21 protein-coding genes and 1 tRNA gene are annotated in these 18,106 nt (G+C 66.2%); 11 read left to right on the top strand and 11 right to left on the bottom strand.

The window, feature by feature from the left end:
• Positions 1–27: 27 nt before the first annotated feature.
• A complete protein-coding gene (locus F3J14_RS03495) occupies positions 28–1,329 on the bottom strand; it encodes an aspartate aminotransferase family protein (RefSeq protein ID WP_166721792.1) in 1,302 nt (433 codons plus the stop codon).
• Positions 1,330–1,406: 77 nt separating this feature from the next.
• Between F3J14_RS03495 and F3J14_RS03490 the strand changes: the two genes are divergently transcribed.
• On the top strand, positions 1,407–2,291 hold the full coding sequence (locus F3J14_RS03490; protein WP_211080321.1) for a LysR family transcriptional regulator: 885 nt from the start codon (positions 1,407–1,409) through the stop codon (positions 2,289–2,291).
• Between the two features lie 37 nt (positions 2,292–2,328).
• Here F3J14_RS03490 and F3J14_RS03485 read toward each other — a convergent pair whose 3' ends face one another.
• The gene (locus F3J14_RS03485; protein WP_166721790.1) at positions 2,329–2,751 is read right to left on the bottom strand and encodes a VOC family protein; all 423 of its coding nucleotides are present in this window, start codon (positions 2,749–2,751) and stop codon (positions 2,329–2,331) included.
• A 158-nt stretch (positions 2,752–2,909) separates the two neighbouring features.
• On the opposite strand from F3J14_RS03485, the gene F3J14_RS03480 reads away from it, so the two are divergent.
• Genes F3J14_RS03480 through F3J14_RS03470 form a run of 3 tightly spaced genes read left to right on the top strand, consistent with a single transcriptional unit; the run spans position 2,910 to position 5,620 of the window.
• Positions 2,910–3,398 carry a nuclear transport factor 2 family protein gene (locus F3J14_RS03480; RefSeq protein WP_247682113.1) on the top strand — a complete coding sequence of 163 codons (489 nt, stop codon included), beginning with the start codon at positions 2,910–2,912 and terminating at the stop codon, positions 3,396–3,398.
• 18 nt (positions 3,399–3,416) lie between these two features.
• On the top strand, positions 3,417–4,922 hold the full coding sequence (locus tag F3J14_RS03475) for an FAD/NAD(P)-binding protein (RefSeq protein ID WP_166721789.1): 1,506 nt from the start codon (positions 3,417–3,419) through the stop codon (positions 4,920–4,922).
• Positions 4,919–5,620: a glutathione S-transferase family protein gene (locus F3J14_RS03470; RefSeq protein ID WP_166721788.1), complete on the top strand. Its 702-nt coding sequence runs from the start codon at positions 4,919–4,921 to the stop codon at positions 5,618–5,620. The genes F3J14_RS03475 and F3J14_RS03470 overlap by 4 nt, the downstream gene beginning before the upstream one ends.
• Before the next feature lie 9 nt (positions 5,621–5,629).
• On the opposite strand, the gene F3J14_RS03465 is transcribed toward F3J14_RS03470, so the two are convergent.
• Positions 5,630–6,382: a winged helix-turn-helix domain-containing protein gene (locus tag F3J14_RS03465; RefSeq protein WP_166721787.1), complete on the bottom strand. Its 753-nt coding sequence runs from the start codon at positions 6,380–6,382 to the stop codon at positions 5,630–5,632.
• A gap of 175 nt (positions 6,383–6,557) precedes the next feature.
• Between F3J14_RS03465 and F3J14_RS03460 the strand changes: the two genes are divergently transcribed.
• The 6 genes from F3J14_RS03460 (at position 6,558) to F3J14_RS03435 (ending at position 13,606) form a co-directional block, all read left to right on the top strand.
• On the top strand, positions 6,558–7,904 hold the full coding sequence (locus F3J14_RS03460; protein ID WP_348771934.1) for an MFS transporter: 1,347 nt from the start codon (positions 6,558–6,560) through the stop codon (positions 7,902–7,904).
• 125 nt (positions 7,905–8,029) lie between these two features.
• The gene (locus tag F3J14_RS03455; protein WP_166721786.1) at positions 8,030–9,358 is read left to right on the top strand and encodes a SidA/IucD/PvdA family monooxygenase; all 1,329 of its coding nucleotides are present in this window, start codon (positions 8,030–8,032) and stop codon (positions 9,356–9,358) included.
• Complete coding sequence (locus F3J14_RS03450) at positions 9,355–9,738, top strand: cupin domain-containing protein (protein ID WP_166721767.1); 384 nt, start codon at positions 9,355–9,357, stop codon at positions 9,736–9,738. Before F3J14_RS03455 ends, F3J14_RS03450 begins: the two co-directional genes overlap by 4 nt.
• Complete coding sequence (locus F3J14_RS03445; RefSeq protein WP_247682112.1) at positions 9,735–10,802, top strand: FAD-binding oxidoreductase; 1,068 nt, start codon at positions 9,735–9,737, stop codon at positions 10,800–10,802. The genes F3J14_RS03450 and F3J14_RS03445 overlap by 4 nt, the downstream gene beginning before the upstream one ends.
• Before the next feature lie 49 nt (positions 10,803–10,851).
• A complete protein-coding gene (locus tag F3J14_RS03440) occupies positions 10,852–12,474 on the top strand; it encodes a methionine--tRNA ligase (protein WP_166721785.1) in 1,623 nt (540 codons plus the stop codon).
• Positions 12,467–13,606, top strand: coding sequence for an FAD-dependent oxidoreductase (locus tag F3J14_RS03435; RefSeq protein ID WP_166721784.1), 1,140 nt, complete (start codon positions 12,467–12,469; stop codon positions 13,604–13,606). The genes F3J14_RS03440 and F3J14_RS03435 overlap by 8 nt, the downstream gene beginning before the upstream one ends.
• Before the next feature lie 97 nt (positions 13,607–13,703).
• Here F3J14_RS03435 and F3J14_RS03430 read toward each other — a convergent pair.
• Positions 13,704–13,788, bottom strand: a tRNA-Leu gene (locus F3J14_RS03430).
• A 140-nt stretch (positions 13,789–13,928) separates the two neighbouring features.
• On the opposite strand from F3J14_RS03430, the gene F3J14_RS03425 reads away from it, so the two are divergent.
• Positions 13,929–15,254: a leucine-rich repeat-containing protein kinase family protein gene (locus F3J14_RS03425; RefSeq protein WP_166721783.1), complete on the top strand. Its 1,326-nt coding sequence runs from the start codon at positions 13,929–13,931 to the stop codon at positions 15,252–15,254.
• Between the two features lie 40 nt (positions 15,255–15,294).
• On the opposite strand, the gene F3J14_RS03420 is transcribed toward F3J14_RS03425, so the two are convergent.
• The 7 genes from F3J14_RS03420 to F3J14_RS03390 form a co-directional block, all read right to left on the bottom strand.
• Positions 15,295–15,435, bottom strand: a complete 141-nt coding sequence (locus tag F3J14_RS03420; protein ID WP_247682111.1) for a hypothetical protein — start codon at positions 15,433–15,435, stop codon at positions 15,295–15,297.
• Positions 15,436–15,455: 20 nt separating this feature from the next.
• Complete coding sequence (locus tag F3J14_RS03415; protein ID WP_166721782.1) at positions 15,456–15,632, bottom strand: hypothetical protein; 177 nt, start codon at positions 15,630–15,632, stop codon at positions 15,456–15,458.
• A gap of 32 nt (positions 15,633–15,664) precedes the next feature.
• Positions 15,665–16,111, bottom strand: a complete 447-nt coding sequence (locus F3J14_RS03410; protein ID WP_166721781.1) for a copper chaperone PCu(A)C — start codon at positions 16,109–16,111, stop codon at positions 15,665–15,667.
• 52 nt (positions 16,112–16,163) lie between these two features.
• Complete coding sequence (copC, locus tag F3J14_RS03405) at positions 16,164–16,529, bottom strand: copper homeostasis periplasmic binding protein CopC (protein WP_166721780.1); 366 nt, start codon at positions 16,527–16,529, stop codon at positions 16,164–16,166.
• A 224-nt stretch (positions 16,530–16,753) separates the two neighbouring features.
• Complete coding sequence (locus F3J14_RS03400; RefSeq protein WP_166721779.1) at positions 16,754–17,131, bottom strand: DUF2946 domain-containing protein; 378 nt, start codon at positions 17,129–17,131, stop codon at positions 16,754–16,756.
• 93 nt (positions 17,132–17,224) lie between these two features.
• A complete protein-coding gene (locus F3J14_RS03395; RefSeq protein WP_166721778.1) occupies positions 17,225–17,719 on the bottom strand; it encodes an SRPBCC family protein in 495 nt (164 codons plus the stop codon).
• A gap of 56 nt (positions 17,720–17,775) precedes the next feature.
• Positions 17,776–18,078, bottom strand: a complete 303-nt coding sequence (locus F3J14_RS03390) for a 2Fe-2S iron-sulfur cluster-binding protein (protein ID WP_166721777.1) — start codon at positions 18,076–18,078, stop codon at positions 17,776–17,778.
• Positions 18,079–18,106: the final 28 nt, after the last annotated feature.

Genomic DNA, 18,106 nt, shown 5'->3' with positions numbered 1-18,106 from the left:
GCGTGCGGCGTTGCGCCTGGCGTTCCGTTACAGCGCGCGGCGGATCGCCTGCTCGAGCAACGACAACCCGAGATCGATTTCCGCTTCGCTGACGGTCAGCGGCGGCGCGATCCGGAACACGCCGCCCATGCCGGGCAACTGCACGATGTTCATGCTGAGCCCGAGGTTCATGCACTCGCGCGTGATCTTCGCGCCGAGCCCGTCCGCCGGCTCCTTGGTCCGGCGATCCTTGACGATCTCGACGCCGAGCAGCAGTCCACGTCCGCGCACGTCGCCGATGCAGTCGAAGCGCTCCATCAGGTCGAGCAACCCGCGCCGCAGCCGGTCGCCCATCACGTTCGCCCGCTGGACGAGGCCGTCGCGCTGCACCACGTCGAGCACGCGCAGGCCGACCGCGGCCGGCAGCGGATCCGACACGTGCGTCGTATAGAACAGGTAGCCCAGTTCGTGCGCGCGCTCCTCGATCTGCGCGGACGTGACGACGGCCGCGAGCGGCAGCCCCGCGCCGAGCGTCTTCGACAGCGTGAGGATGTCGGGCGTCACGCCGTCGCGCTGGCACGCGAACATCGTGCCGGTGCGTCCGACGCCGGTTTGCGCTTCGTCGAGGATCAGCAGCATCCCGCGTGCCTCGCACTTGCGCTTGAGTGCCGCCATGTAGCCTTCCGGCAATTCGATGATGCCGCCGGAGCTGAGGATCGGCTCCGCGATGAATGCGGCGAGGTTGCCGCTCGACTGGCGATCGATCAGATCGAATGCGTAGTCGAGTTCGGCGAGAGGGTCGTACGTGCCGCCGCGCTCGAAGCGCGGCCGGTACGTGAACGGCGCCGGAATTGCGAACGAGCCGACGGCGGCCGGGCCGACGCCCCTGCGGCCGGCGCTGTACGTGGCGGACGCCGCCGCGCCCGTCATCCCGTGCCACGACTGCGCGAAGCCGACGATCTCGTACTTGCCGGTGACGAGCTTCGCCATCCGGATCGCCGCTTCGTTCGATTCCGCGCCGGTGCTCAGCAGCAGCGCGCGATCGAGGCCGGGCGGCGTGATGTCGGCGAGGCGCGTCGCGAGGTCGACGACCGGGCGCGACAGCATCCCGCTGAACAGGTGATCGAGCTTGCCCGCGTATTCGCTGATGACGGAGACGATCTCCGGATGGCTGTGGCCGAGCACCGCGCTCATCTGGCCCGACGTGAAATCGAGGATCGCGCGGCCGTCGGCGTCGTAGACGAAGCTGCCTTGCGCGCGCTCGATGATCACCGGCTCGAATGTGCCGCCGTAGCGGACCAGATGCTGCCTGGCGTTGCGCCAGAAGGTTGCGTCGTCGTTCAGGGACATCGGGCATCTCCGGGCAAGGGGCAGGGATCGCTTGCAGTCTAGGCGCCGGTCTGGTTTTATGGAAACGAATAGTGCTTATGCAAGGTAGAAACGGAGCTAATACCTTGGGACGCTCGCTCGAAATCGACCTGCTGCGCTCGTTCGTCGTCATCGCCGAGATGCGCTCACTCAGCCGCGCGGCGGCGCGGGTCGGCCGCACGCAGTCCGCGCTCAGCCAGCAGATGCGCCGGCTCGAGGAAAGCGTCGACCAGCCGCTGTTCCAGCGCACCGGCCGCGGCGTGGTGCTGACGCACCCCGGCGAGCGGCTGCTCGTGCATGCGCAGCGCATCCTGCGGCAGCATGACGAGGCGATGGCCGACCTGTGCGGCACCGGATTGTCGGGCAGCATCCGGTTCGGGTGTCCGGACGATTACGCGGCCGCGTTCCTGCCGTCGCTGCTGCGGCAGTTCTCGAGCCAGCATCCGCTGGCGATCGTCGAGGTCGTGTGCGGGCCGACGCCGCGGTTGCTCGAACAGCTCGACAAGCGGGCGGTTGATCTCGCGATGATTTCATTGCCGGACGACGGGTCGACCGACGACGTCATCCGTCGCGAGCAACTGGTCTGGATCGGTTATCCGGGCCTCGATGCCGCGCAGTTCGATCCGTTGCCGCTCGCGCTTTCCGATCCCGATACGCTCGATCACATCGCGGCCTGCGATGCGTTGCATCGCGCGGGCCGCGATTATCGCGTCGCGTATGCGAGCAGCAGCCTCGCGGGGCTGACGGCGCTCGTGCGTTCGGGGCAGGCGTTCGCGGTGATGACGCAGACGGCGGTGCCTGCCGATCTGGCGATCCTCGCCGGCGATCGCGGGCTGCCGCCGCTGCCGGCGGTGGGCATTACGCTGCGCTTCGACCGGAAGCGGCCGTCGCATCTGACGGCCGCGTTCGCGGAGCATATCCGGGCGGTGTTGCCGGTGCTGTGACGGGCAGCATTCGCTCTCGACAATGCGGCAGCGGCCGTCAATCGCCCGGCATCAACGCCGGATTGAAGACGATTTCCCACAGATGCCCGTCCGGGTCCTGGAAGTACCCCGAATAACCGCCCCAGAAGGTCTTGCCGGCCGGCTTCACCAACCGGGCACCGGCAGCAAGCGCTTGCCGCATCACGTCATCGACTTCGCGCTCGCTCGCGACGTTGTGCCCGATCGTGAACTCGGTCGCGCTGCGCGCCGTCACCGGCAGCCCGGCGTCATGCGCGATGTTGCCGCGCTCGAACAGCGCTAGCTTCAGTCCGTTCTGGAAGTCGAAAAAGGCGACTGCGCCGTGTTCGAACTCGGTGCCGATGATGCCTTGCGTCGGCAAACCCAGCCCGTCGCGATAGAACGTCACGGCGGCGTCGAGATCGTCGACGCCGAGGGTCAGCACGCTGATTCGGGGTTTCATGGGGGAGCCTCGATGGAGGGAATGCGAAGCCGACAGATTATCCGCGATTGGCGGCATGTATCACCTTGTTCGTTCGCAGCGTGCGGTGCGGCACGATACTTCGACACGCGTCGAAACGAGGCGAGGTCGGGCTCCGATATAGTCGGGAATCGAATGCGATGCCGGCTGTCATGCGCGCTGGCCGATCTTGCCTGGGAGTTCCGATGATTGATTCTGTCGATGCGGACATGAACCGTATTTTCACCGTGTGGCACGACACGGTGCGCAAGCGCGACCTCGCTGGCACTGCGGCGCTTTATGCCGAGCGCGCGGTACTCGAAACGCCGCTCGCGCTGGCCGTTTATCCCGAGCGAAACAGCGGGTTGGTGGTCGGACGCGACGCTATCCTGACGTTCTTCGAGGACAGCATCCGCAAGTTTCCCAGCGACCTCGCGCAGTGGTATCGCACGGGCGTCTATTTCGTCAACGGCAAGCAGCTTACGTGGGAATATCCGCGCGTCGCGCCGGCCGGCGATCAGGTCGACCTGATGGAGATGATGGACATCGATGACGGTCAAATCGTCTGCCACCGTGTGTACTGGGGCTGGCATGGTGTCAAATTGCTCGCCGGCGCGCTCGCCGCGGCGGACGCGCGTGCGTCGCGATAGACGGGGCGACCGCAACGAATGGAAAAAGCACGTGTGGCGAGCGATGTGAAAGGCCGGCGTCGTCTGGTCATCGTCGGTGGTGGCGCGAGCGGCGTCGCCGCGTTTGCGGCTGCGGTCCGTTTCGGCGTCGCGCAGTCGATCGACATCGTCGATCCGCTCGGAATCGGGCGGGGCGTCGCATTCTCGGCGGTCGATCCGGCGCTGCTATGCAATACGTCGGTCGAGACGATGTCGATTCTTGACGACGATCCCGACGATTTCCGCGCCTATCTGCGATCCATCGGCGTGTCCGTGTCGCGCGACGCGTTCGTCGCGCGCCGCCACGTGTCGGACTATCTCGTTTCGCGCCATGCGCATTTCAGTCGGCAGGCCCGAGACGCGGGTATCGATCATCGTTTGGTGAGTGCCGGCGCCCGGTATATCGAAAGAACGCCGACGGGAGGGTACCGTGTCTGGCTCGACGTCGATAGGGCGCTCGAGGCGACCGATGTGCTCGTGTGTACCGGTAACGGCGAATCCTATGTACCAGAGTACGTGAAGGCGCACGTCGGCGCGCCGCGTATTTTCGCGCGGTTCTACCCGGAAGGAGCGGTGCTCGCGCAGCTCGAGCCGCGATCGCGCGTGCTTGTGCTGGGGAGCAGGCTGACGGCGGTCGACGCGGCGTTGCTGCTGTGCCGCGGCGGCCATTCGGCCGTCATCGCCTCTCCGTCGGGCCGCTTGCCTGCGGTGCGCACGGCGACGACCCGCGTCGCGCCGGTGCCGATCGACGCCGCGGCGTACGCCCGTCTCGATCTGAATTCAAGCGCGCTGTCGTGGCGCCTGATGCGCATCGTCGCACGTTCGGCGCGCGCGGTGCGCGGGCGCGCGCTGAGCGACCAGGTGGTACGGCTGCGTGATCCGATCGAGCGTCTGCGGCGCGAAGTGACGCTGGCACGCGACGGCGCGACCGACTGGCAGCACGTTCTGGTTGCGAACATGGACGCGGTCGAAGCGCGCCTGCGCAGCGAACCGCCCGCGCGTCAGAAGCTGGCGATCGACGCCTGCTCGCGCGCGATGGGCCGATATCTGTTTGCATGCCCGCTCGGGAATGGCGAGAAACTGCTCGGCTTTGCGGAGCAAGGGCGGCTGCATGTCAAGACAGGCATGCCGGCGATGCTGCACCAGGCCGGCGGCCGCTGGCGGATCGACTGGCAGGACGGCGCGTCGGAGACATACGATGCGGTGGTGTGCGCGACGGGCTTTCAGAAAGCGCCGCTGCGCGCGAGCGAAAGCGCGCTTGCGCTGTCTGCCGACTCGGACGTCGCGGGCGGCGTGCCGCGCGTGTCGACCGACCTCCGGGTCTGGCTCGCGGGCGGCGCGCATCCGGAGCGGATTTGGACGCTCGGCGTCGCGTCCTATCTCGGCGCGCCGCTGATCAACGCACTCTATCAGGCTGCGCGACAGGGTGGCGAGCTGTGTCGGCGCTGGCGTGCCGAAGACGAACGCCGCGCTGAGCAAGATACCGTTGCAACGGAGGCAGGATGAAACTGTATGGCGACCGCGGGTCGAGCAACACGCGGCGGGTATTGACCGTCGCAATGCATGAGTCGCTCGATGTCGACTTCACGCTGGTCAATCTGTTCGCCGGCGAGAACCGCACGGAGTCCTATCTCGCATTGAATCCGAACGGAACCATTCCGACGCTGACAGACGGCGTTGTCGTGCTGTTCGAGGCGTCGGCTATTGCGATTTACCTGGCCGAACGTTCCGGCTCCTCATTGTGGCCCTCAGGCACGGCGCGCGTCGATGTGCTCAAATGGATGTTCTGGGCTGCAGAACATTTCCGGCGCGGGCCCGCAGTGCTGATCGACGAGCGTTTCATTCACCGGCTCCAGGGACGTGAGGAGGATCCGGTGCTGGTCGCCGATGCGCTTCGATCGATTCGCCGGTATGCGCAGGTGCTCGACGACCATCTCCGCGATAGGGCGTTCGTGGTCGGCGACACGCCGACGCTAGCTGATATCGACCTCGCCGCGCCGTTCAGCCATGTACTGCGTACTCGTGCGCCATTCGACGACTACCCACATCTGTCCGCGTGGCATGCAAGGCTGCTGGACACGATACCCGCATGGCGCCGGACCGGTGAGGATCTGGAGCGACGTATCGTGGAAATCGAGGCGGCTTTCGCGTCTGGCCGTTACCGTCGGCGACCGGCGTTGCAGGAGGCCGGCGCGCGTGCGTGATAGCGCCGGTCAGGCCGTCTCGCGATATCCGGCGAAGCGCGGCGTGCCCCGCTGCGCTTGCGCGTCCAGTTCGGCGTTGCGCTCGATGCCAAAATGTTCGCGGAGCGCTTCCCAGCCGGCCGGTGTCACGACGACGACGCGTGTCTCATGACCGCGGGCCATCCACCCCCACGTACAGAATGCGTTCATCAAATGGGCGCCGAGCGCACCGGCGATATGGTATTGCCGCTCGGTCCAGTCGAGGCACCGGTGCGCGTGCCCTGCCTGATTCGCGAATGGCCCCCCGACGTCGAGGCCGAGTTGCTGCAGCCATGAATGCCCGCTCGGTGTGAGTTCGTACGCGTATTCGCCGTGCTCGATGAGGTAGCCACGCTCGAGCATTCGCTGCGTGACGGCAACGCCGATCTGCCCGGCGAGATGGTCGTAGCAGCAGCGCGCAAAGCGCAATTCCCGTGCGGAACGATTCGGTGTCGTGCGCCATGCCTGCGAGACGGGGCCGACGGACGCGAGGCTCTCGAGCACGCGTGGAACGTGCGGGCCAGCCAGGCTGTAGTAACGGTGTCGGCCCTTGCTTTCCACCTTCAGCAGGCCGCCGTCGAGCAGTTTTGCGAGGTGCGAGCTCGCCGTCTGCGCGGTGACGCCGGCGGCTTCCGCAAGCGCGCTCGCCGAACGGGCACAGCCGTCCGTCAGCGTGATCAGAATCACCGCACGCACGGGCTCCGCGATCAGATGGGCCACGGTTGAAATATTGTGCTGACTCACTGCTTCTCTCCGGTTCTATTTATTGTCTTTTCGTTTTCGTATCGCGAACCGATGTTCGATCCGGCACACTTCGATACGCTCCGAAGCATTGTCGATGGGCCCACGCTTATAGTCAACACGCTATTCCGTTGGGGACCTTATTCACGTGAATGAAACAATCGAATATAAGAAAAGCGTGTTGCTGGCGACAAGCCTTAGCTATGTCGTCGTCATACTCGACACGTCGATCGTCAACGTTGCACTCGCGCGGATCGCGGCTACGCTTGGCTCCGACGTATCGGGGCTGCAGTGGGTCGTCAATGCCTATACGCTGACGTTCGCGAGCCTGTTGTTGACCGGGGGCCTGTTAGGTGATCGTCTCGGCGCGAAGAACGTCTATCTGACCGGCTTGCTGGTGTTTGCGGCTGCGTCGGCGCTGTGCGGCGCCGCGCCTGATCTGGCGACGCTGGTGGTTGCGCGCGTACTGCAGGGAGTCGGCGCTGCGCTGCTCGTTCCGTGTTCGCTGACGCTGATCAGCACGGCATATCCGGACGCGCAGGAGCGAGCCGGGGCGATCAGCGTTTGGGCTGGCTGCGGCGGCATTGCGATGGCGGCGGGGCCGCTTGCCGGTGGTCTTCTGATCCACTGGTTCGGATGGCGAAGCATATTTTTCGTGAACGTGCCGCTTGCCATTTGCGGTGCGTGGCTGACGACGCACATTCCGCGCGCGTCGCAGCGCCACGGCGCAGCGCATATGGATATTGCCGGCCAGGTGGCGGCGATCATCGCGCTCGCGAGTTCGGTCGCGATCCTGATCGAAGGCGCGAAACTGGGATGGAGATCCACGCCGATTCTGGGCGGTATCGTGCTGGCCGTTGCGGCATGGTTCGGCTTCGTCGCGATAGAGCGTCGTCGCGCGCAGCCAATGCTTCCGCCCGGCCTGTTTCGTCTTCCCGTGTTTTCGGCATCGGTATTCGTCTCGCTGGTTTCGGCGCTGATTTTCTACGGATTGCTGTTCCTGCTCAGCCTGTATTTCCAGGAGAACCGCGGCTGGCCGCCGTTGCGGACTGGTCTCGCATTCCTGCCGCTGACCGTGCTGGTGACGGCCGGCAGCTTTTCCGCGGGCCGGTTGTGCCGTGCTTACGGCGCGCGCCGTGTCGTGGTCGCGGGCTTCCTGCTCTACGCATCGGGTTTCGCGGGGCTGCTGGCGTTGGCGAGCGATGCGCCGTACTGGCGCGTGGCGTTGTGTTTTCCTGCGGTCGGATTCGGCTCGGGCGTGATTACGCCGGCCGTCACGGCCGCGATGATGGGCGCCGTCGAGAAAAGTCGTGCCGGCATCGCGGCTGGCGTGCTCAATGCGAGCAGGCAAAGCGGCTCCGCATTCGGCGTGGCCATCTTCGGCGCGCTGATGAGCACCGCGCAGACACCGGGGGGAGGCGTGCGCGTCGCGATCTTCGTTGCGATCGCGCTGTCGCTGGCGGCGGCTGCATGCTGGCGCGTCACGCTCGTGCGGACCGGCCGCGAGCCGAAAGCCGCAGTCTGATTCCATTCACTCGGGCATTTCAACCAGATCGCCGTCGGGCGCGGTCTGCGACGCCGTGTCGGCGCGCATTTCGTGTCCGGGCCGCCGTTTCGCTGTCGCTTCTTGATGATCTAAGGACTTGAACCATGCGCTACTCGCTTACGGAAGCACCGATGGATGTCGTGGGGATCGGGATCGGTCCCGCCAATCTCAGCCTCGCGGCCCTCCTCAAGCCGCACCGGACGATTCGCAGTTGCTTTTTCGACCGGCGGGCGGAATTTCAGTGGCACGCTGGACTGATGCTGCCGAACGCCGCGCTGCAGGTTTCGTTTCTGAAGGATCTCGTCAGCCTGGTCGATCCGACCAGCGCGCTGTCGTTCCTGCAGTTTCTGGCGAGCCAGAAGAGGCTGCTTTGTTTCATCAACGCGAATTTCCCTCAGGTCATGCGGCGTGAGTTCAACCAGTACTATCGCTGGGCCTGCGAACAACTGCCGAATCTGGAGTTCAACCGCGAAGTCGAAGCGGTCGAGATCGACGGCGACCTGATTGCCGTGCACGGACCGGACTGGACGCAGACGACGCGTCATCTCGTGCTCGGTACCGGGCAGCAGCCTAGCGTCCCTGACTGCGCGAAGCCGTATCTCGGCACGACGCTCCTGCATGCGTCGCAGTACTTGACCAACAACAACGCGGTCGAGGGCAAGCGCGTCGTCGTGATCGGCGGCGGGCAGACCGGGGCGGAAGTGTTCCAGCACCTGATTTCCGATGCGGGCGCGATGCCGGCGAGCGTCACGTGGGCGTCGCGGCGGTGGAATTTCGCGCCGCTCGACGAATCGTCGTTCACCAACGAGCTCTATACGCCCGGATATGCGGACTATTTCTACGATCTGCCTGCCGCGCGTCGCGCGTCGCTGCTGGCCGAGCAGAAACTCGCGAGCGACGGCGTATCGTCCGCACTGCTCGAGTCGATTTACCGGCGCGTGTACGAATTGCGCCACGTGACGGGTCTGCCGTGCGATCTGCAGTTGCGCCCGGCGCGCGAACTGGTCGCGGTCGCCCGCAACGGAAGCGGCTGGTCGCTGACGCTCAGGCATGCACAGCGCGACGTGCACGAAGCGCTCGAAGCCGACATCGTCGTGCTGTGCACGGGCTACACGTACGGCATGCCCGCGTGCCTCGATCCGATCGCTGACCGGATCGAGTGGGGCACCGACGGCTTCGTCGTCGACCACGACTATGCGATCCGCTGGAACGGTCCGTCCGGCAGCCGCATCTATGTGCAGAACGCCGCGAGACATCAGCGCGGCATCGCCGACCCGAATCTCGGCCTGATTCCATGGCGTTGCGCGCGCATCATCAACAGCATCGCCGGCGCGCAGTGCTACGACCTGGACGAACGGGCACCGTTCGTTCACTGGGAAGCGCAGGGCAGGGTCATGCAGCGCGGCGTTCAGGATCTGGAGGTGGTCTCGTGACCAGTACCCGGGGATACGATCAGGCGGCCTGCCAGTCGCTGGCTGCCCCTGCTCCGATCGCGCCTCGCGTCGTCGAAACCGAGGAGGCTGTCGATCTCGCTGGCGTGAGGCTCTTCATGCATGCGTTCTGCGAGCGCATGGCGCAGGCGCCGCTGCGCAGCTCGCGTTTCACGATCGAGCCAGGATGCGGTACGCAGGAAGACCGTCACGCCGTGTACGAGATATGGTTCGTGTCGAGCGGGCAACTCGATGTCTGCTACGACGGTGCATGGCATCGCGTCGACGCGGGACAGACCGTGTTTTTCGAACCATGGCGGCCACATTTTGCGCGCAATGTCGGCGAAGCGGATGCGCAAATCTTTTCGGTATGGTGGCAATGAGCATGATGCGCGAATATGATCTCGCGATCGTCGGCGGCGGTATCGTCGGCGCGTGGACGCTCTATCTTGCACAGCGGCGCTTTCCTCAATGGCGGATCTGTCTCGTGGAGCGATTCCGCGTCGGCGACGGTGCGACTGCACATTCCGCCGGCGTACTGTTGGCGACGGGCGTCACGCCGCGAGAGCGGAAGCTTGCGGCGCTAAGCGCCGAACTCTATCGCGAAATTCGGGGCCCGCTCGGGCTGCGTACGACTTCAGCCGATGTGTTCTGGGTGACACAAGCCGCGCGCACAAACGCACTGCAGGAGCTTGCGGTGGATTTCACGATCGGTGGTGCGCATGTGCCGCCTGCAATCCTGCGCGACAAGCTCATCGGCCCGCTTGTGCTTGACGAGACCGAGGTGTTGCTGCGCGGGGGGACGGCGGTCAGTCATGATCCCGCGCTTATTGCGCGGAGTCTGATCGCTGCAAGCATGCGGTCGTCGAATGTGAGTTGCGTTGAAGGCGTGGGTGTGCGCGCGCTGGACGCCGGCGCGTCGGGCGTCGAGTTGCGGCTCGACGACGGCACGACGATGCGTGCAATGCGCGCGGTGGTGGCGGCGGGGCCGTGGCTCGCAGGGGAGCCGTTCAGTGCGTTCGCCGCGGCTGCCTCGGTGCGCGTGAAGAAAGTCGTCGCGCTGCATGTGGACCGCGTTCCGCCGCCGGACGCCGCCGCCGTGTTCTTTGCGCAGTCGGACGCCTATCTGATGCCGTTGCCGGCACGCAATCAGTGGCTATTCAGCTTTCGCGCCGACGAGTGGGACTGCAGGCCGCTCAAGCATGCGCTGGAAATCTCAGCACAGGACCGGTTGCTTGCGATGCGCGTCGTCGAGCGCTATCTGCCCGGATCAAGCGATGCATTCGTGGGCGGACGCGTGTTCTGCGATGCGTATACGCCGAGCGGCGAGCCGCTCGTCGAACGCGTGCCGGGAGTCCCTGTCGTGATCGCCGGCGCGGGTAGCGGCGCCGGTTTCCGGCTTTCGCCCGGTCTTGCCGACGAGGCGTTGCGTCGTTTCGACGCGTGACGTGGTCACGCTGTTCAATGCGAGCTAATTCGAATCCGTGAAATCCGCCATGAAAACCGAGCCCCGAAAATTCTTCCTGATGCCGATTCCGCCGACGCCGAACGGGCGTCTGCATCTCGGCCACATCGCCGGCCCATACCTGCGCATGGACATGCTGGGCCGTCATCTTCGCAGTCACGGCCATCGCGTCGACATCGTATCGGCGGTCGATGGCTTCGATTCTTACGTGCTGTGGAAGGCGCTACAGGAATCGCGCTCCCCGCACGAGGTTTGTCACGACTATCACGATCGGATCGCGCATGATCTGGCGGCACTCGACGTCGAAGTCGACGCATTCGTCGATCTCGTGCAGGGCCCACATGCGGATCGTCATGCGGCGAATGCGCGCCGAGCCGTCGAGCAACTGGTCGAGCGCGGCTTGACCGAAACGGTGGTCGAGAAGGTGCTGTACAGTCGTGCGACGGGCCGCTATCTGGCGGGCGCGTGGCTCGTCGGCCGGTGCCCGCAGTGCGACGCGCCGGCCGGCGGCTACTTCTGCGAGGCGTGCGGCGCTCACTTCCGCCCGGAGGCGATGCGCGATCCGGAACCGCGTCTCGGCGATGCGGAACTCGAGTGGCGCGAGGTCGAAAGCCTGTTCCTGCGAATTCCCGACGAGGCCGCGCTTGTGCGTCGTCTCGCATCTTCGGGCGCGCCTCCGCAATTCATTGACGTGATTCGCCGGTTTCTCGCGCAGGAGCGCGGCCTCGTGCGGCTGACGGCGCCTGGCGACTGGGGCGTCGCGTGGCCTGCGGATCGCCTCGGCAATCCTCGCGTGCTGTTCGAATCCGGCTGGGAGTACGCGCTGACCTGCGGAGACCTGTGCGCGGACGGCGCGCAAGGCGCGCATCCGATGCAGAGCGACGGCGACGTGACGACGTTCGTCAGTTTCGGCATCGACAACGCAGTGCTGCTGCTTGCAGGCAGCGCGGCCGTGATGGGCGCGTTGCCGGGTCGCAAGCCGTTCGACCATGTGTTGACGAACTACTTCTACAATCTGCAGGGCGCGAAATTTTCGACGAGCCGGCTCCACGTCGTGTGGGCTGCCGACATCGTCGAGGCGACACCCGCCTCGAGCGACGCGGTCCGCTACTTCCTCGCGCGCGAGAGCCCGGAAGCGGGCACGGCGAACTTCGACGTCGACGCCTTCATCGGTTTCGTCAACGACGAACTCGTGACGACACTGCAGGAGCGCGTTCGCATGGCAGCCGCTGCGCTGGAGACGATCGTCGGCGAGCCGGTCGGCATCGCGGCGCCATTGCGCGACGCGCTGACCGCGTCGCTGCATCTGCTCGATGCATCGTTTCGGTTCGACGCGGTGAGCGTGCGATCCGCCTGCGCAGTGCTGCGATCATGGATCGTGCTGCCGAACGTCGATCTGAGCGATGCGGCGCAGGCGTATGGGTGGCTGAAGGGGCTCGCGTGCATCGCCGCGCCGGTGATGCCACGGTTTGCGAACGACCTGTGGTACGCAACAGGGCATGACGGCGCGCCGCGTCGATGCGAATGGTCGACGGCATCCCGACCGCGTGGCGGAATCGCCGGGCGCATATGGTTCACGCCGCTGTCGCGCGATGCGCTCGATCCGTGTCTGCCGCCCGCGCTGGTCCACGAAAGGAGCGCCGCGCATGCGTGAAACGGCGGACGTCGTCGTGGTGGGGGGCGGCACGACCGGGTGCGGCATCGCATGGCATCTAGCGCAGGCGGGCACGAATGTGCGATTGCTCGAACGCGCGGACATTGCGGCCGGCTCATCCGGTGCGTCGCCGGGCATCGTGCGGCTGTACTACGCGGATCCGGCGCTTGTTGCGCTTGCGTCGGACGGATCGCATGCGTACCGCCACTGGAGCGAGACCGTCGGCGGCGATTGCCGGTTCAGGCGCACGGGTTTCCTGACGGCGGTGGCTCCGGAGGACTGGAACGCGACGCATGCGTATGTCGATTCGCTGCGGTCGAAAGGCTTCGCGCTGTCGTTGCTGTCGGTGGACGACATGCGCGGCCTGTGCTCCGATATCGATGCCGAAGGCCTTGCCGGCGCCGTGTACGAAGCCGACGCCGGTTACTGCGATGCGCGCGCGAGCGCGCTGGCGTTTGCGCATGGTGCGCGCGCGAGCGGCGCGCAGATCGACACGCGGTGTGAGGTCCGCGGGATCCGCCTGCAGGGCGGCCGCGTCGTGGGTGTCGACACGGACCGCGGCAGCATCGACTGCGCAGTCGTCGTCAATGCAGCAGGGCCGTGGGCGGCGCGTCTCGCGGCGAGCTGCGGGGTGGAACTGCCGATCGCGCCGTCGCGCCAGTGCGTCGCGATTGTCCGAGCCGACGACGGCGGCCGGGCGTCGTTGCCCGGATTTTCGGACCGCCGCGGCGGGTTTTACCTGCGTCCCGATCTGCCTCGGCATTACTTCATCGGATCATTGCAGGCCAGCGACAGCGGTGCAATCGATGTGGACGGTTTCGATACGCGCATGGGCGACGCGGAGCAGCTGCGTTACCGCGTTCGTGCGGCGCGGCGATTCGCGCGCATCGACGGCGCGACGCCGGCCGGCAGCCGCGTATCGTTCTTCGACGACACGCCGGACGGCAACCCGCTCTTCGGCGCGGATCCACGGGTGCAAGGGTTGTTCGTCGCGGCGGGATTGTCGGGGCACGGCTTCAAGCTTGCGCCAGTGTTCGGGCAGGGGGTTGCCGACTGGCTGGAGACTGGTCGACTCCGGCCCGAGTTGCGGGCATTCGACGTCATGCGCTTCGAGAAGTGTGCATCGCGATGACGTGAGAATCGGAATCAAATCGCCGAAGCAAAAAAACCGCGAAGCGTTGCGCTGTCGCGGTTTTTTGCACATGCCCGAAACACGGAGAAACCATGTTTGGTGCCGACGGCGAGACTCGAACTCGCACAGCTTTCGCCACTACCCCCTCAAGATAGCGTGTCTACCAATTTCACCACGTCGGCACTGCAGGGGCGCAATTCTAGCGTCACCTTGCGCATTTGTGAAGGGGGTGTGACACGATTGCGGGGAGGCGAAAGCGATCCCGGTAAAATTCGTCGGATCGATCCGACGATCATCGCAACCGCAACCCGTTTTTCTCCCCGTGACGACGACCCTCGAACAACTGCAGACCGGCCAGCTGGCGGGCGCCCGGCAACTCAAGCTCGCGTGCGGGCTGACCGAATTTCCGGGCGAGATCTTCGATCTGGCGGACACGCTCGAAGTGCTCGACCTGTCCGGCAATGCGCTGTCCGCGCTGCCGGACGACCTGTCGCGGCTGCATCGCCTGCGCATCCTGTTCGCGTCCGGCAACGGCTTCACCGAATTCCCTGAAGTCCTCGGCACGTGTGCGCAGCTCGACATGATCGGCTTCAAGGCGAACCGGATCCGCACGGTGCCGCGCGGTTCGCTGCCGCGCGCGCTGCGCTGGCTGATCCTGACCGACAACGAAATCGACGCACTGCCCGCGGAGATCGGCGATTGTTCGCGCTTGCAGAAGCTGATGCTCGCGGGCAACCGACTGCGTGCGTTGCCCGCCGAAATGGCCGCCTGCCGTTCGCTCGAACTGGTCCGGTTGTCGGCGAACCGGCTCGACGCGCTGCCGGACTGGCTGCTGCGTCTGCCGCGCCTGGCATGGCTCGCATCCGCGGGCAACCCGTTCGGTGCCGCGCCGGAGGCCGCCGCGTCGGCCGAACCGGGCGTCGCGGACATCGACTGGACGTCGCTCACCTGCGACCAGAAGCTCGGCGAAGGCGCATCGGGCGTCATCTACCGCGCGCAGTGGCGCTCGGACGGCCACGCGCCGCGAGCGGTCGCGGTCAAGCTGTTCAAGGGGGCGGTGACGAGCGACGGCCTGCCCGACTGCGAAATGGCCGCCTGCCTGCACGCCGGGCGCCACCCGAACATGATTCCGGTGATCGGCAAGGTACGCGGTCATCCTGACGGCACGCACGGGCTCGTGATGGAACTGGTCGATCCGGCACTGACGAACCTCGCGGGGCCGCCGAGCTTTGCGTCCTGTACGCGTGACGTGTATGCGGCCGACGCGCGATTCGAGCCGGCCGCGGCATTGCGGATCGCGCTCGGCATCGCGTCGGTCGCGGCGCATCTGCACGCGCGCGGCATCATGCACGGCGACCTGTACGCGCACAACATCCTGCACGACGGCGAGGGCGGTGCGCTGCTCGGCGATTTCGGCGCGGCGTCGGTCTACGACGTGAACGACCGCGTGCGCGCAGCGCGGCTCGAGCGGCTGGAAGTCAGGGCGTTCGGGTATCTGCTCGGCGAGCTGCTGGCGCGCTGCGAGCCGCGTGCATGGGAAGGTTCGCACGCACTCGACGCGCTGGCGGCCGACTGTCTGAACGAGGATATCGACGCGCGGCCTTCGTTCGGCGAGGTGTCGGCCGTGTTGGCGGCGTCGAAGGCCTGACGGTGTTGCGTCGCGGCGCAGCCCGTCGCCGTGCGGATCGTCATGCCTGCCGCGCGGTCAGCAGCCTGATCCCGAGCCCGACGAACAGCAATCCGCTGGCGCGCTTGGCCGCGCGCACCCACGGGCCGACGCCAAAGCCGCGATGAAGCCGGCGCACGCCGAACGAATAGACGCTGTGCACGACGACGCCGGTGCGGGCAATCAGTTCGCGTCGCGCATGCAGTACGCGGCGATTGCCGACGGCGTATCGATCGCGGCCGGCCGAGTGATCCATGCGATCCACGCCGCCCATAACCCGCAGACGATCAATACGGCGATATTCAGCGGCGTCCGGTAGCGGACGATCAGGTCAGCCAGCCGCAGGCGTTCTTTGCTCATGTGCGTCTCCCTCGGTCGTTGCGTATCCGGCGTTACTGGCCGGCGTAGGAAGGCGCCTTCGCGTCGCAGGTCACGGACACCGTCGAGCCGTCGGCGAAATGCAGCCGGAACGGCACCTTCGCGCCGGGCGCGACCGGCTGGCGCGGTTCCTCCAGCATCACGTGATAGCTCTTCGGCTTGAACGTCACCGTACCGTGTGCGGGCACGTCGACCGCGTCGACGTGAACCATCTTCGCGGTACTTCCGGCCGTCTGCGTTTCGTGGATCATCGCCATCCCGAATGCGGGCGTATCGATGCTCGTGAGTGTGGCGGGCTTGTCGCCATCGTTCTTCAGCGTGAAGTAGCCGGACGACGGCACCGTCGCCGGCATCGTGCGGATCCAGCACGCATCGGCCTGTACGGTCGACGCGGCGAACGTGACGGGTGCCTGGAGCGCGAGCAGTGCAAACAGCAGGCTGGTCGGAATCGAGCGTTTCATCGAGTGTGTTCCTGATCGGATAGGGAAGCGTGCCGCGCGGGTCGCGTATGCGTTACTTCAGCGTGAACGTATAGCGGCCCTGCGTGCGATGGCCGTCGCTCGCCACCGCGATCCACACGACCGTATACGTGCCGGCCGCGAGGTTAGTCAGCGCAACGTGCATCCGCTTCCGGTTGCCGGCGTCGACCGCGGATTTCCCGTCGGCGACCGACTGGCCGTGGCTGTCGGTGACGGCGATCGAACTGAATGCGGGCTCGAGCGTTTCGCTGAAGTCGATCGTGACCGCGTGCGGCGCGCTCGACAACGTGGCGTCGGCGGCCGGCTCGAGGGTTTTCGGGTGCGCGTGCGCATGAGCGGCCTGTGCGACGACGAAGCCGAGTGCGACGAGTGCGCCGCGCAGGAATGCAGTGGTTTTCATGACGAGATGATCCGGTTGGAAATGACAAGGAGAACGATGCATTCGACGTGCGGCCGCGCGTTCGCGCACGCGTGACCGCCGGAAGCGGGCAAGCGCATGCACGGCACGACGCCGCGAGCAATAGGGTCGAACATGAGCGTCCTTCGAAACGTGACACGGCATGCACGCGTAACGCACGTGCGGACGGCGCGATGCGCTACGGCATCACGCGCAGTGACGACGAATCAGGATGCGAACGGCGGGGCGCGCGGTTGCGCGGCCGTGAGCGGCAGCGCGCGGCGCAGGCTTTCGAAGCGGGTGGCTGCGCGATGCTGGAGGAGGTGAACGTGGGCCGCGAACGTGAGTTCGGGCGCGGGCAGGGCAGGCGTATGGGCAAGCAGGTTGCAGTAGCCGCAAGCCTGCAGATGGGCCTGCAGGCTCTTCGACGACGCATCGCCGGCGTGGTCGCCGCCGGCCGGGCCGGCCGTGCAGTAACCGGCGAGCAGCGCGTCGACGCGGTCGTGTGTGGTCAGCGCCTGCGAGATCGTCGGCGCGAGCGCGGTCATCAGGATGGCGAGCATCCCGATCAGACTGACGATCTTCCGGAGTCGACGACTCAGCATGCGATGCGCGGCGGCGTAGGGGCGACGATGGAGCGGATTATGCCACGCACGTCGATGTGCATGTCGGCATGGGGCATGCGGCGTTGTGGCGCGCTAGGCGTGCTTCGCCAGATATTTCGTGATCAGCATCATCTGTGCGGCCCAGCCCTGGTCGTTCATCTCGCGTGCCTTCGCGCGGCGCGCTTCGATCAGTTGATCGAAACCCGTTTCGGTGACCGTCAGCAGCGTGCCGCCGTTGGTTTCCGCGAGCGAGAAGGTGACGAGCGTCATTGGCTCGGATGTGTAGTCGAAGTTCGGATCGATCGCGAACGGATGCCAGCGAAAGGAGAACAGTTGCTTCGGCTCGACGCGATCGACGACGATTTCGAATACAGTGCCCGCATACGGCTCCTGGGCCTTGGCGACGTCGTCGTCGACGCGCGTCGGCGTGATGCGGCCGAACATCGACTGGCCCGCCACGAACGGCCCGTCGAACGTCACGCCGAACCAGGTGCCGAATTCGCCGGCATTGCTGACGGCTTCCCAGACGCGCGCCAGCGGCGCGGCGAGCAAGGCTTGTTTCTCGATGCGATCGGTTGGCTGGGTCATCACGTTCTCCAGGCAGGCATCATCGTTGCAGGATGGCGCGCGGCCGCGCGCCGCATTCAGTCGATCATCTCCGCGTCGGGCACGTCGAGCACGACATCGGAGATCGCGACGGCCACGCACGGCAGCGTATAGCCGTCGGCCTTTTCCTCGCGGCTCAGCCCCGGCCATTCGATCGTGTAGCGTACGCTTCCGCTGACGATCCTGCACAGGCAGCTTCGACACGTGCCGTTGCGGCACGAGCGCGGCAGCCTGACGTGCGCGAACGCGGCGGCCTCGAGCAGCGTCAGCGAATCGGGGGCGTCGAACGTCGCGCCGAGCGGCTCGATGCGCACGAGAGGCGGGTGGTCGGGATCGGTCATGGGTCGAAGCGGGCGGCGCGGCGGCGGC

This window comes from Burkholderia sp. Tr-862 (genome assembly GCF_011753085.1).
In the GTDB taxonomy this organism is placed as follows: Bacteria; Pseudomonadota; Gammaproteobacteria; order Burkholderiales; family Burkholderiaceae; genus Burkholderia; species Burkholderia ambifaria.
This window is presented reverse-complemented; position numbering and strand designations above follow the sequence as displayed.

What these genes read in the sequence shown, in the direction of transcription:
- F3J14_RS03485 (WP_166721790.1), bottom strand. Translation starts at nt 2,751, where the DNA reads ATGAAACCCCGAATCAGCGTGCTGACCCTCGGCGTCGACGATCTCGAC.
- F3J14_RS03475 (WP_166721789.1), top strand. Translation starts at nt 3,417, where the DNA reads ATGGAAAAAGCACGTGTGGCGAGCGATGTGAAAGGCCGGCGTCGTCTG.
- F3J14_RS03410 (WP_166721781.1), bottom strand. Translation starts at nt 16,111, where the DNA reads ATGAAACGCTCGATTCCGACCAGCCTGCTGTTTGCACTGCTCGCGCTC.
- F3J14_RS03415 (WP_166721782.1), bottom strand. Translation starts at nt 15,632, where the DNA reads ATGAGCAAAGAACGCCTGCGGCTGGCTGACCTGATCGTCCGCTACCGG.
- F3J14_RS03390 (WP_166721777.1), bottom strand. Translation starts at nt 18,078, where the DNA reads ATGACCGATCCCGACCACCCGCCTCTCGTGCGCATCGAGCCGCTCGGC.
- F3J14_RS03445 (WP_247682112.1), top strand. Translation starts at nt 9,735, where the DNA reads ATGAGCATGATGCGCGAATATGATCTCGCGATCGTCGGCGGCGGTATC.
- F3J14_RS03435 (WP_166721784.1), top strand. Translation starts at nt 12,467, where the DNA reads ATGCGTGAAACGGCGGACGTCGTCGTGGTGGGGGGCGGCACGACCGGG.
- copC (WP_166721780.1), bottom strand. Translation starts at nt 16,529, where the DNA reads ATGAAAACCACTGCATTCCTGCGCGGCGCACTCGTCGCACTCGGCTTC.
- F3J14_RS03495 (WP_166721792.1), bottom strand. Translation starts at nt 1,329, where the DNA reads ATGTCCCTGAACGACGACGCAACCTTCTGGCGCAACGCCAGGCAGCAT.
- F3J14_RS03470 (WP_166721788.1), top strand. Translation starts at nt 4,919, where the DNA reads ATGAAACTGTATGGCGACCGCGGGTCGAGCAACACGCGGCGGGTATTG.
- F3J14_RS03480 (WP_247682113.1), top strand. Translation starts at nt 2,910, where the DNA reads ATGCCGGCTGTCATGCGCGCTGGCCGATCTTGCCTGGGAGTTCCGATG.
- F3J14_RS03490 (WP_211080321.1), top strand. Translation starts at nt 1,407, where the DNA reads ATGCAAGGTAGAAACGGAGCTAATACCTTGGGACGCTCGCTCGAAATC.
- F3J14_RS03455 (WP_166721786.1), top strand. Translation starts at nt 8,030, where the DNA reads ATGCGCTACTCGCTTACGGAAGCACCGATGGATGTCGTGGGGATCGGG.
- F3J14_RS03400 (WP_166721779.1), bottom strand. Translation starts at nt 17,131, where the DNA reads ATGCTGAGTCGTCGACTCCGGAAGATCGTCAGTCTGATCGGGATGCTC.
- F3J14_RS03395 (WP_166721778.1), bottom strand. Translation starts at nt 17,719, where the DNA reads ATGACCCAGCCAACCGATCGCATCGAGAAACAAGCCTTGCTCGCCGCG.
- F3J14_RS03440 (WP_166721785.1), top strand. Translation starts at nt 10,852, where the DNA reads ATGAAAACCGAGCCCCGAAAATTCTTCCTGATGCCGATTCCGCCGACG.